At 58.8% G+C, this 11881-nt stretch carries 10 protein-coding genes and 1 pseudogene; 8 read left to right on the top strand and 3 right to left on the bottom strand.

Annotated features, from left to right (window positions below; all coding sequences use genetic code 11):
- Positions 1 to 1684 (top strand): bacillithiol biosynthesis cysteine-adding enzyme BshC (gene bshC, locus WA354_RS17835; RefSeq protein ID WP_472814371.1); only part of this gene is annotated, 1684 nt, incomplete at its 5' end.
- 70 nt (positions 1685 to 1754) lie between these two features.
- Here bshC and WA354_RS17840 read toward each other — a convergent pair.
- On the bottom strand, positions 1755 to 2081 hold the full coding sequence (locus WA354_RS17840) for a hypothetical protein (protein WP_472814372.1): 327 nt from the start codon (positions 2079 to 2081) through the stop codon (positions 1755 to 1757).
- Between the two features lie 195 nt (positions 2082 to 2276).
- Here WA354_RS17840 and WA354_RS17845 point away from each other — a divergent pair, with 195 nt between their 5' ends.
- Entirely contained in the window at positions 2277 to 3221 is a 945-nt protein-coding gene (locus WA354_RS17845) for an alpha/beta hydrolase (RefSeq protein ID WP_472814380.1), read from the top strand.
- Positions 3222 to 3333: 112 nt separating this feature from the next.
- Here WA354_RS17845 and WA354_RS17850 read toward each other — a convergent pair whose 3' ends face one another.
- Together WA354_RS17850 and WA354_RS17855 are read right to left on the bottom strand one after the other, a co-directional pair.
- Entirely contained in the window at positions 3334 to 3798 is a 465-nt protein-coding gene (locus WA354_RS17850; RefSeq protein ID WP_472814373.1) for a hypothetical protein, read from the bottom strand.
- 247 nt (positions 3799 to 4045) lie between these two features.
- Entirely contained in the window at positions 4046 to 5779 is a 1734-nt protein-coding gene (locus WA354_RS17855; RefSeq protein WP_472814374.1) for a VWA domain-containing protein, read from the bottom strand.
- 826 nt (positions 5780 to 6605) lie between these two features.
- On the opposite strand from WA354_RS17855, the gene WA354_RS17860 reads away from it, so the two are divergent.
- The 6 genes and pseudogenes from WA354_RS17860 to WA354_RS17885 form a co-directional block, all read left to right on the top strand.
- Entirely contained in the window at positions 6606 to 7064 is a 459-nt protein-coding gene (locus WA354_RS17860; RefSeq protein WP_472814375.1) for an ATP synthase F0 subunit B, read from the top strand.
- On the top strand, positions 7061 to 7825 hold the full coding sequence (locus tag WA354_RS17865) for a F0F1 ATP synthase subunit B family protein (RefSeq protein WP_472814376.1): 765 nt from the start codon (positions 7061 to 7063) through the stop codon (positions 7823 to 7825). Before WA354_RS17860 ends, WA354_RS17865 begins: the two co-directional genes overlap by 4 nt.
- Positions 7825 to 8367: an ATP synthase F1 subunit delta gene (gene atpH, locus WA354_RS17870; RefSeq protein ID WP_472814377.1), complete on the top strand. Its 543-nt coding sequence runs from the start codon at positions 7825 to 7827 to the stop codon at positions 8365 to 8367. Before WA354_RS17865 ends, atpH begins: the two co-directional genes overlap by 1 nt.
- Positions 8368 to 8523: 156 nt before the next feature.
- Positions 8524 to 10056, top strand: a complete 1533-nt coding sequence (gene atpA / locus WA354_RS17875) for a F0F1 ATP synthase subunit alpha (protein WP_472814378.1) — start codon at positions 8524 to 8526, stop codon at positions 10054 to 10056.
- Positions 10057 to 10140: 84 nt separating this feature from the next.
- The gene (locus WA354_RS17880; protein ID WP_472814379.1) at positions 10141 to 11214 is read left to right on the top strand and encodes a F0F1 ATP synthase subunit gamma; all 1074 of its coding nucleotides are present in this window, start codon (positions 10141 to 10143) and stop codon (positions 11212 to 11214) included.
- A 149-nt stretch (positions 11215 to 11363) separates the two neighbouring features.
- Positions 11364 to 11881, top strand: a pseudogene (locus WA354_RS17885) (F0F1 ATP synthase subunit beta); the annotation flags it as partial.

Consider the following 11881-nt stretch of genomic DNA (forward strand, 5'->3'; position numbering starts at 1 on the left):
AATTTCTGTTCGATCCCCAGGAACCGGGATTCAGCTCCCGGCGTTCAGCCAAGCCAAATGTATCGAAAGGTACGCGTTGCCGAGTTCAGACTGTTATCCCATCGACGTGGTTCCCGGACTAAGCCGGCTGTTCGTGGACTTCTGCGCCGGTGAGCAAGCGGTTCGTCCGTTTTATGCATCTCTTCCGCGCGAGACGGGCTGGCAGAAGCGATGTCCTCTACCCGACCATTGGAGTGAAGTCGTAGATCTGCTCGCCGGGCAAAATGCATCCCCGGCTGCGGCGCCGGCACTGAATGCACTGCGGGCTGGCGCGGGGACGATCCTTACAGGGCAGCAGGTGGGCCTGCTGGGCGGCCCGCTCTATACGCCGTTCAAGGCCGCAACCGCGTTGGCGCGGGCTCGACAGGCAACGGAAGCGGGACAGCCACACGTGGCCATCTTCTGGCTGGCGACCGAAGACCATGATTTCGCCGAAATCAATCACGTTACATTCCCGTCCAGAAAAGAACTTCTCAAGTTGATCTATGCGAAGACGCCGTCGAATCCCGTCTCGGTTGGCAGCGTAGTGCTCGACGAAACGATCGAGCCGCTCATCGAGCAGGCGTGGGAATTGCTGGGCTCATCCGATGCCATGGATGCCCTGGTGTCGACATACAAGCCTGGACGTACCTTCGGGCAGGCATTTGCGGAGTTCTATTCGAAAGCTTTCGCCGCCCAGGGGCTGCTGGTGCTGGACGCCGCCGGGACCGAGGTGCATCGCCTCGGGACGCCCGTTCTGCGAGCGGCAATCGAACGAGCGGATGAACTGCATGCGGCGCTGCTGGAGCGAATCAAAGCGCTGGAGACGGCGGGATATCATGCACAGGTTACGGTGGCGCCGCAGTCCAGCCTCTTGTTTCTGATTGATGAGCGCAGCGGAGCGCGCATCGCGCTCAAGAGGATGGCGCCAACAGCCGCCGAGCCGAACGGTTTGTGGCAGGCCGGACGTGAGAAGTTCACGACCGCGGATCTGGTGGGCGTGCTGACGGCTGAGCCGGAACGGATTTCCCCCGCGGCGCTGCTGCGGCCCGTGTTTCAGGATTATCTCCTCGGAACCTCGCTGATTGTGGGTGGACCCGCCGAGATTGCGTACTTCGCACAGTCGGCTGTGTTGTACGAGCGCATCCTGGGCAGAACGACAGCGGCGGAGCCAAGACTTTCGGCCACGTTGATTGAGCCCGCGATTGCGGAACTGATTCGGAAGCATGATCTGGGATTGGAGCACATCTTCAAAGAGACCGCGGATTCGCTGGCACAACTTCTGGCTGCACGGGCGATGCCCATCGAAGGCAAGCGCAAGCTTTCCGCGGCGGGAACAGCACTGGATGAGGAACTCGGACCGCTGCTCGAGTACATGAAGGCGATGGACGCGGGTCTGGGACGATCTGCTGAGACGGCTGCGAGCAAGATGCGCTACCAGATGAACCGGCTGCGGCGGCTGGCCGCAAACTTCGAGATGCAGCGGGAGGGTTCGCTCCGACGCCACGCAGATGCTATCGAGCGGGCGCTGAATCCTGGAGGCATTCTGCAGGAGCGCGTGCACGGGGCGGCCTATTACTTCGCACGCCATGGATTCGAGCTGGCAGAGACGTTGACAGTGCTGGCAGCGGATCCCTGTCCGGGACATAAGGCTGTTTGGATGTAGACAGGGATCAGAGATCAAAGATAAGGGACAACTTGAGAGGTTCTTCTCTGGAAGGCTCTTCAGGTTTTGTTCATTGGGCGCTGGAGGAGGGGGCGGTCATCCAGATTCCCACCTCTGACTTGGGTTCCGGTGGGAGTTCTGGCACGGGGCGCGGAGGGCCGGTGAGTCCCCAGCCGGCGCGGCCGTGGTATGTGTCTGCGAACAGCTGATAAGTGCGGCCGCAGCTGGTGCACTGAAAGTTGTGTTCAACCTCTTCGCCGGGCCACTCCGGGTTAAACAGGTCTTGCAGGGAGCAAGTGCTTTCAGTGACGGTGAATGCTCCATCATTTACCGAATTCAAGAGGCGGCGAGCAAGTTCGAGATACTCCCGCGGCTCCTCGAAGCTGAGACTCTCCATGAGCCCTTCGCACTGTGGGCAAGACGCCATCGTATTGAGTGTGCCACCTTGATCGAAGGGAAAGGGCGATGCCGAAGGTGCTACGGTAACAGTGCCCGAAAGGCACTACCAAGTTGCCCCGGCAAGGATCGGATTTGCGGCAATGGAGCGACTTGTATAATTCCCCGCAATGATCGGAGATTGCAATTGAGGCGGATGCTGGCGGTGGCGGCTCTTTGTGGGATCGTGGCTGTAGCGCAGGCGCAAAAAGAACCCTGCGCGATGCCGGGTGAAAGCAGCGCGTTTCTTGGCATCGAAACGATACGCCTGTGGCCTGGAGAAGCTCCGCAGGCCAGGGGAACGGCATGCCAAGACACGCCGACACTGACGATCTTCGATCCGCAACCAGGCCATGAGAACGGATCGGCGGTGGTAGTGTTGCCGGGCGGAGCATATACGCACCTGGCAGCGAATCTGGAAGGCCGGCAGATCGCAGACTGGTTTACTGCGCGGGGGTTCCGTGCATTTGTGCTGAGCTATAGGCTGAGTTCGAACGGGTACCTATTGCCTGTTCCTTTGCTGGATGCGCGGCGGGCGATCCAGACAGTGCGGGCGCGGGCCAGCGATTATCACGTCAACCCCAATCGCATTGTAATGATAGGGTTCTCAGCGGGTGGTCACCTGGCGGCGCTGGCCGCAACGCAACCGGTGGAGGGCAATCCGGACGCCAATGATCCAATTGAGCGCGTATCGAGCAGGCCGGATTTCCTGGTGCTGGGATATCCGTGGATCGGAGCGATCTCAAGCGACACTTCGCATCTCAGCTACTGCAAGCTGTTCAACGTGATGGACAAGTGTGAAGCACTGCGCGTGGCCTATTCTCCAGACTTGTTTGTGACCGCAAAGACGCCGCCAACCTTCTGGTATCACACCGCAAACGATCAAACGGTACCGGTGGAGCAGGGGCTGCGGTTTTATCAGGCACTGATCAAGGCCGGTGTTCCGGCGGAGGGCCACATCTTTGCGAGTGGGCCGCACGGTTCGGGTCTGGGCAAGGGTGATGCTTCGATGGATCAGTGGCCAGGATTGCTGGAGACGTGGCTGCGCGTGCAGGGACTGTTGACCAGAAGTAAGACCGATGCACCCGCATCGATGAAGTAGATTGAGCAGCCCAGGTGCACGCCAGACAGAGTACGATTCAGGCGGACTCGCTGAAAAAGCGCAGGAAAATCGCCAGGGCTTTTAAAAGCCCTGGCGTTTTGCTGCAACGTGGCTAGTTCTGGGGTTGAGAAACTGATCCAGCCGGAGGAGGGGGGCCGCCGGGACCGCCTCCAGGGCCATTGCGGCGCATGTTTTGCTGCATGGTGTCGAACTTCTGCTTCTGCTCATCGGTCAGGATGGCCTTGATGCTGTTGTTGGTGCCCTGGGAGATGGTACGCATCTGCGCGCGACGGTCTTCCTGCGAGAGCGATTCGTTCTGCATGAGCGCCTGCATTTTCTGCTGGCGATCTACAAGCAGAGGCTTGATCTGGCTCTGCTGATCGGTTGTGAGGTTCAGCGCGCTGGTGAGATGGGCCAGTTGCTGGTCGGGGTCCATGCGCATGCCGCGGCCACCGTGGGGCGGTCCGGCTTGATCCTGCATGGGGGGTGGGGGAGGGGTGTCCTGCGCGAAAGCGGCGTTGGCGCCGCCGAGGGCGATAAGGCCCCCGAGTGCGAGAGTTAGGAACTTGAACTGCATTGTGAATCCTCCGATTCTGCTTGGGGGTTCCGGCGTTGCTTGCATCAATAAGCGCCCGTTTCCCTGATGTCTCCCGGCAAAATGCTCGTTGTGCCGGCCAATGTCGTACAGCAGGGTAGACGCGGTTAGATGCCGGCAGGATGAGGGCTGGGGGAGAATAATCGGCTGGCGGAAACGGATGCGCGGCCCTGTGGGAGAAAGCAATCGAGTTCCGGGTCAACTACGGTCTGGCGATGGGTGTGCTGGGTTAAGGTCGCACCGAGACTTCCATGTTCCCGAATCTTCCTGAAGAGTGGTCGCGAATCCCTATCACGAGCGACGCCATATCGGGCAGCAACGGTACAGCCTGGTGCGCTGGAAATCCAGTCGTCTCCAACTGGCTCCAATCTCCTCGTTTCGCTCGTCCGTCGACGTGGATCTCGGCCGTCCCCAGAACTTTGCCCGCGTGGTCGTACTCGACCACGGCGCAATCGATACTCCCCGTACGTTCCTCCTCACCCGAGGAAAATTCCAGGGTGTGAACGTCAACTACGTAATCGAGATGCAGCTTCTTCTCCCCCTTCTTCAGGGTGGCTGTGAACACCACACCCGTGGCGGGAGGCGCCCCTCTGCGCAAGGCTCGGGTGAAATCGTCCACGCTAGTCAGAGGCGGCGGCGGATCCACCGCATAATACCCGGTGCGATGACTCAGCGAAATCCCCTTCCTGTCCAACGAGATGTTGATTTTCCGATATCCGCCATCCCACTTCTTGTCCGCCGGGGTATATGTCACCGTATAGTAGCTTTGACTCTTCTCAAAAGCATCCTTTAGCATGCCGTCGATATCGTTCCGGTTGTATTCCGCAATCCCTCCCGTCTCTCTCGCAATTTGAATCTCTTGCAGAATTTCCTCGTTCTGCGTTGTTGCAAAATCCTGCATGTCGGATACCAATGCATGAGCGCCGGCGGAACCCACATACAAGCCGCTGTTGTGGGTGGCATCCTCCATTCCCGGATAGTCTCCCAGAACACCGCGAAGATCGATCGGGAAGATCGACACATGCGCCAGTTGCATCTCCTGATCGAGCGCCGTCTGCGCCCCTCCATTATTGGTGTTCTTGAGATTCTTGCTCGATTGGGCTCCTCTCTCAACATTATGAGGTGCACTGACCAGCGGGAATCCCGTCGAAAGCCAGAAGACATTCTTCCGCCCGGGATAGCTGCCGAGCCACTGAGTCAAATAGGACAATTGCGAGATCGTCGTATTCACCCTCTGATCCAATCGGTCCTGTCCTTCGCTCGCGAGCCGAGTGTTCAAAGCTGCCCCTTTATCGGGCATCTTTGCTTCAATGTGGTTCAAGATAGCCTGGTCGTCAGGGTTGTACTCGTCCGTCAGCATGGGCTTTTGGGGATTTGCGGCGCCCGCCGCCAAAATTCTGTTGATTCCGCCCACCCCTGCTTGAAACGTCGTCAGCACGCGCAAGTCTCTCCCCATAAGGGCCAATGCCACCGGCTGATCCGCAGGCAAAGTCTTTATGAACTGCCAAAGCTGCGTTCGCGCTTTCGACTGATTCTCAGCGGAAGCGTTCACGCCGTCCAGCAGGATCAAATTCCAGACTGCCTCGCCATCAACGGGCCGATTACTCAGACGGGTGCTTTCTGCGGCCAATCCGGTATTCGCACTGCGCGGCGCGACAGAGGAGTGTGCAACCTCCGCTCCTCCGGCTTTGCCGGGGACTGGGGAATCAACGCGGAGATGTCCCTCGGCATGCAGCACCTTCTGCGCTACCCCATTTTCCGTGACGGTAAAGTCCCCTGGCTTCAGGTCGCGGATGACCTGGCCATCTTTGCCCGTCACCAGCACATCGATCGAAACCAGCCGCACCTCCTGGCGCAGGGTTACAATCGGCACATTTGTGGCCTCTTGTCCGCAGGCTATTCCGGCAATCAGCAACAACGAACCAGCACTCAATTTCACTGCAGGTCTCGAATGGGCCGACATGGCAAACACCTCCTGCCTGCCAACATGCTATAGCGCGTGGCAATAGAGGTGCAGATCGTGCGTGTGCCTCAGATGCCCCGGGTTTTTAAGGCTCCGTCCCCATCGCCGCCGAGCCGGGCTACTTGGGGGAACTTGAGATTGCAGAGCTTCAATCTTTTGTTGGAGTTCTTCGGGGCAATACTCGGCATTCTCCGCGCGCCGCTCTGCGGAACTCAGGGACTGACTGTTAGTCTTGGGCGGTTGATCGTGTGGGTTTTTGAGTGGCCCACGCCTATCTCCTTCGCTTTTTCTTTGCCTGAGATGCGACACACGATTGACGTGTTGCACAGGTCTTTGGAGGGAAGAGGAAAGCCAGGGGGTGAGCCGACGGACGGAGGTTTGCTTGGGGTTGCGGCAAAGAATTCGAGCCGGGGGAAGAAGAAATTTTGCCCCCAAAAAATTAGAGGCGGGCGCGTCGGCTTCGAGAGTGGAAGGATTCCCGGAACCGACTGCCCGCTGGACCCTGAACCGGGTCTAGGTGGTATGTTTAGTTTAGGCCTGTTGCAACGGAAAGCAAGTTCTTTTTTGGTCTATATTCCCGTTTCGTGACAGCTGTCACAGGACCCTCTCACATAGCGCCGAGGTGCGTTGACCGTGGGGGTTTGCCCCTGATACAAAAAGGTGTTCTAGAGCATTTTCCTGAATCTGTTGTGAAACCAAAATCCTGCATGGTTGTCGCTTCCTGCCGGTAGTGCCAACTCAGCCGTATCTGGTCACGATGCTTGATCAGGAAAATGTGAAACCCGCGATGGAAGTACCCGTCTGCCTGAGTTAACCGATTACAAACATGGATGAAATTCTTCAACAACTCGGTGCGCTTCTGCTCGGCGCAATTCCCACAATTCTGCTCTTCGTGGTGCTGGTCGCGGCTTATCAGACTCTGGTGCAGGGGCCACTGAACAAGACGCTTGCAGAGCGCCGGGCCAAGACCGAGGGCGCCGTTGAAAATGCCCACAAGGCGATCGCCCAGGCAGAGGCCAAAGCGGCCGAGTATGCCGACAAATTACGCCAGGCGCGCGCCGAGATCTTCAAGATGCGGGAGCAAAGAGCTAAGCAGCGAAATGCCGAGCGTGAATCCGCGTTGGACGCTGCGCGCAAGGCCGCCGGAGTCAAGGTGGGCGAGGCGAAAGCCGCGTTGGATGGCGAGGCCGAGCGCGCCAGGCAGACAATCCATGGTTCGGCCGGGGAACTGGCAAATCAAGTGGTTCGTGCGGTGCTTCCAGTGGCTGCAGGGAGTTCCCGTTGAAACAGAACGTGCCGCAATCCCGCGTTTCTATCCGGTTGTTGGGGCTGACGTTGTTGGGGATGCTTACCCTGGCGACAGCGGTCGCGCCGTTTCATGTACTGGCGCAGCAGAGCCCCGAGCCTCCGGCTCAACCCACCGTCGAATCGACGACTCAGGAATCCCAGAATCCGCCGAAAACAGAAGCGGCAAAGACCGAGGAGCAGGAGAACGACCAGTACCGGCATGCGTCGGTGGTGCAGTCGCTGGCCCGGTTTATGCACGTGGAGGTAGAGACGGCTGCGCGGATGTTCGAGATATTCAACGTCAGCGTGGTGGTGCTCGGCATCGTGATTCCCCTGATTCGGATCATGCCGAAGCTGCTGCGCAAGCGGTCGGAAAAGATCAGGGCCGATATTGAAGTCGCACGGAGGACGACCGAGGACGCCAACACGCGGCTCGGTGCCGTGGAGGCGAAGCTTGCGAGCCTTGACCAGGAGATTGCGAAATTCCGCACCGAAGTGGAGCAGCAGATCGCCCAGGATGAGCAGCGCGGCAAGGCTGCTCTCGAAGAAGAGAGGGCGCGAATCGTCGCCTCGGCGGAGCAGGAGATCGGCGTAGCCGCGGCCCAGGCCACGCGTTCGCTCCGGCACTTCGCAGCCGACCTCGCAATCGATCAGGCGGTAAGGAAGCTGGTCCTGACACCGGAAACAGATCGTGCGCTGATTGCAGAGTTTGTGAATGAAACGGGTCATGATGGAATGCAGGGCGGAGGGAAGAACTGATGGCCGCAGCATTCGCTTCACGATACGCGCGCGCGTTCGCCGATGTTGTGGCTTCGGCTCATCTGGATGCGGCGGCGCTGGATGGGCAGTTCAAAGATTTCCTCGGCACATGGGATGGCAGCAAGGATCTGCGTGAGCTGTTCATCAATCCTGCAGTTCCGGCCACGCAAAAGGTCTCCATCCTCGACAAGCTGAACGCGAAGATGGGATTGCAGCGCGAGTTGCGCAACCTGATTGCGGTGCTGATCAACAACGACCGCATCGGCGAAGTTCACGAAGTAGCCGAAGCGTGGCGCGCGGAGATGCAGGAGCGTCTGGGAATTCGTCAGGCGGAGATTGTGACGGCGAGGGAATTAGGCCCTCAGGAGCGCGCGGAGTTGGTGGCCGGAGTGGGCAAACTGGCGGGATCGCGCATCGAGCCGACATTCAAGCTCGACGAGTCGATCATCGGCGGTACGGTTGTGCGAATTGGATCGACGGTGTACGACGGATCGGTTCGCGGGCGGCTGGAAAGATTGAAAGAAGCGTTGATTGCAGGATAGCTTCGAGCCGCTAGCTTCTAGCTGCCAGCTCGGGACTGCAGAAATTAGCGTTTGAGAATTTTGAGGTCAGTGAAATTCGGCTAGATGCTAGCGGCTAGAAGCTAGCAGCTGGCGAAAAGTGGTTAACCGCCACTGAGAAGGATAGGAAGAGCGGAAATGGCTCAGATCAAGGCAGACGAGATTACGCAACTACTTCGCGAGCAGATCGCGAATTACGACTCCAAGGTCCAGGTGGACGAGGTCGGCACGATCACTTCGCTCGGCGACGGTATCGCCCGCATTCACGGGCTCGACAAGGTCATGGCCGGCGAGCTGCTTGCTTTTCCGCATGGCATCGCGGGACTCGCACTCTCACTCGAAGAGGACCAGGTGGGCGCCGTCATTCTGGGCGACTACACGGAGCTTCGCGAGGGCGAAGAGGTGAAGCGTACCGGCAAGATTTTGAGCGTACCGGTGGGCGAAGGCATGATTGGCCGCGTGGTAAATGCTCTCGGTGTGCCGATTGACGACAAGGGACCGATCGCGTCCACTGAGTCGCTGCCCGTGGAGCGGCTAGCCCCCGGCATCATCGACCGCCAGGGAGTGCGCGAGCCCATGGCCACCGGACTCAAGGCGATCGACGCGATGATTCCCATCGGCCGCGGACAGCGCGAGCTGATCATCGGCGATCGCCAGACGGGCAAAACCGCGGTTCTGCTTGACACCATTATCAACAACGCCAAGAACGACCTGATCTGCATTTACTGCGCCATCGGACAAAAGCGTTCCTCGATCGCTCAAGTCGTCCAGACGCTGACCGAAGCCGGAGCCATGGGTCACACCATCATCGTGGCCGCCTCCGCGTCAGAGCCTGCGCCGATGCTTTATCTCGCTCCGTACGCCGCAACCTCCATCGGCGAATACTTCCGCGACAACGGCAAGCATGCGCTGGTGATGTACGACGATCTTTCGAAGCATGCAATGGCGTACCGCGAAATCTCGCTTCTGCTGCGCCGCCCACCGGGCCGCGAAGCGTATCCCGGCGATGTGTTCTATCTCCATTCACGGCTTCTGGAGCGCTCGTCGAAGATGAGTGCGAAGAAGGGCGGCGGCTCGCTTACCGCGCTGCCGGTGATTGAAACCCAGGCGGGCGACGTTTCGGCGTACATTCCGACCAACGTGATTTCAATTACTGACGGCCAGATCTTTTTGGAAACCGATCTGTTCAACTCCGGCGTACGTCCGGCGGTGAACGTGGGGCTTTCGGTTTCGCGCGTGGGATTCTCGGCGGCCATCAAGGCAGTGAAGCAGGTGGGTTCAACACTGAAGCTCGATCTGGCGCAGTATCGCGAACTGGCGGCATTCGCGCAGTTTGGATCGGATCTCGATCCGCTGACGCAGAAGCAGTTGAATCGCGGTCAGCGGCTGACCGAACTGCTCAAGCAGCCCCAGTTCCAGCCCCTTACCTGGCAGCAGATGGTGGTGATCCTGTTCTCGGGCACGCAGGGATATCTGGACGATCTGAATGTTACGGATATTCGCGCATTCGAGGATGGAATTTACAAGTATTTCGATTCGGCGCAGAGCGCGCTGATGGAAGACCTGACCAAGAAGAAGTCGCTGGACGATGATCTCCGCAACCGGCTGCACGCGGCGATCAAGGAGTACAAGGCGAATTTCGTAGCGGATCTGCAGGCAGCAAAGGCGTAAAAGCAGCTTCTAGCTACTAGCTTCCAGCTACTAGCTAGAAACGGGCAAGCGAGAAGCTAGTGGCTAGGAGCTAGCAGCTGATTTATGGCAAACGTACTCGATCTACGGCGACGGATACGCAGCGTGAAGAACACGCGGCAGATCACCAAGGCCATGAAGATGGTCTCGGCTGCGAAGCTGCGTCGCGCGCAGGAGCGGGCGCTGGCAGCACGGCCTTACGCCAAGATGATCACCAGCGTGCTGGAGTCGCTGACGCGGCGCGTCGATATCTTCGACGAAGATACCGGCAATTTGCGTCATCCGCTGTTTGCCACGCGGCCGGAGAAGCGTGTACTGATCGTGGTCATCAGCGGCGACAAGGGCTTCGCGGGCGCATTCAACGCGAACATCACCAAGACGGCATTCCAGTTCATCACCGGCAACACCGACAGGGAAATCGATATAGAAGCGATCGGCCGCAAAGGACGCGACCTGATGCGACGGAAGTTTCCGATTGCGACTTACACCGAACAGACAGACGATTACGGCAACAAGCGCGAAGTTCGCAACGAGCGCAAGGGAAAAGTCGAAATCACCGGCGACCATCCGGGGATGCTGCTGAAACTCGAAGCGCACCGGGTGTTTGAGCTGGCGCAGAGCATCATTTCCCGCTATGTGCACGAAGAGATCGACGCCGCCTACATCGTCTACAACGAATTCAAGTCGGTAATTTCGCAGCGACTGGTTGTCGAGCGTCTGCTGCCTATTCTCAAGATCGGCAAGCCGCAGATTGAAGGCGCCGTCGAGCAGACTGAAGAAGAGCGCGAGCGGGCTGCACATGCGGCATTGAGCGCGGGTATCACGCTTGAGGAAGCGGACACCGAAGAAGCTGACGAGGAATCGAAGAAGTTCGGCACGGCGAATGTGGACTACATATACGAGCAGTCGCCTGAGGAATTGTTCAACGGGCTGCTGCCGCAGTACATTTCGGCGATGCTGTTTCACGCGATGTCGGAATCGGTGGCGGCCGAGCACGCGGCGCGTATGACGGCGATGGATTCGGCGACCAACAATGCATCGGATATGATCGATGCCTACACGCTGGAGATGAATCGCGTGCGGCAGGCGGCGATCACCAAGGAAATTATCGAGATTGTTTCAGGAGCGGCGGCGGTGTAAAGGCGAGCTACCAGCTTCTAGCCACTAGCTCCTGGCTGTTTTCGTGGCAGATTTACAACGAGAAAGAATCAGATGGCAGCGAGGCTTCCGACAAGCAAAAGCTAGGAGCTGGAAGCTAGCAGCTAGAAGCTGAAAAGAAGGCAAAGCAAATGGCAGAGAACATTGGCAAGGTAATTCAGATTTCCGGTCCCGCGGTGGACGTGCAGTTTGAAGAAGCGACGATGCCGCCGATTTATCAGGCGCTGCGCGTGACCAGCGACGGCTTCAACGTGCCCTCACCGATTTCGGTCATTCTCGAGGTCCAGCAGCACCTGGGCGAGGGGCGCGTGCGCACGGTTGCCATGGAAGCGACCGACGGCATGGTGCGCGGCATGAAGGCTATCGATCAGGGTGGCCCGATTCGCGTTCCAGTGGGCAAGGAGACGCTTGGCCGCGTGATCAACGTGATCGGCGAGCCAGTGGACGAGCTGGGACCGATCGGCGAGAAGACGCGCATGCCGATTCACCGTCCGGCTCCGCTGTTTGACGAGCAGTCGACGCACGAAGAGATGTTCGAGACCGGCATCAAGGTCATCGATCTGATCCAGCCGTTTTTGAAAGGCGGAAAGATCGGCCTCTTCGGCGGCGCGGGCGTGGGCAAGACCGTCGTCATCATGGAACTCATCAA

Source organism: Occallatibacter sp., assembly GCF_049802275.1.
GTDB lineage: Bacteria > Acidobacteriota > Terriglobia > Terriglobales > Acidobacteriaceae > Telmatobacter.

Coding starts and splice junctions, on each gene's coding strand:
- WA354_RS17840 (WP_472814372.1), bottom strand. CDS start 2,081: ATGGAGAGTCTCAGCTTCGAGGAGCCGCGGGAGTATCTCGAACTTGCT.
- WA354_RS17850 (WP_472814373.1), bottom strand. CDS start 3,798: ATGCAGTTCAAGTTCCTAACTCTCGCACTCGGGGGCCTTATCGCCCTC.
- WA354_RS17860 (WP_472814375.1), top strand. CDS start 6,606: ATGGATGAAATTCTTCAACAACTCGGTGCGCTTCTGCTCGGCGCAATT.
- WA354_RS17880 (WP_472814379.1), top strand. CDS start 10,141: ATGGCAAACGTACTCGATCTACGGCGACGGATACGCAGCGTGAAGAAC.
- atpA (WP_472814378.1), top strand. CDS start 8,524: ATGGCTCAGATCAAGGCAGACGAGATTACGCAACTACTTCGCGAGCAG.
- WA354_RS17845 (WP_472814380.1), top strand. CDS start 2,277: ATGCTGGCGGTGGCGGCTCTTTGTGGGATCGTGGCTGTAGCGCAGGCG.
- WA354_RS17855 (WP_472814374.1), bottom strand. CDS start 5,779: ATGTCGGCCCATTCGAGACCTGCAGTGAAATTGAGTGCTGGTTCGTTG.
- atpH (WP_472814377.1), top strand. CDS start 7,825: ATGGCCGCAGCATTCGCTTCACGATACGCGCGCGCGTTCGCCGATGTT.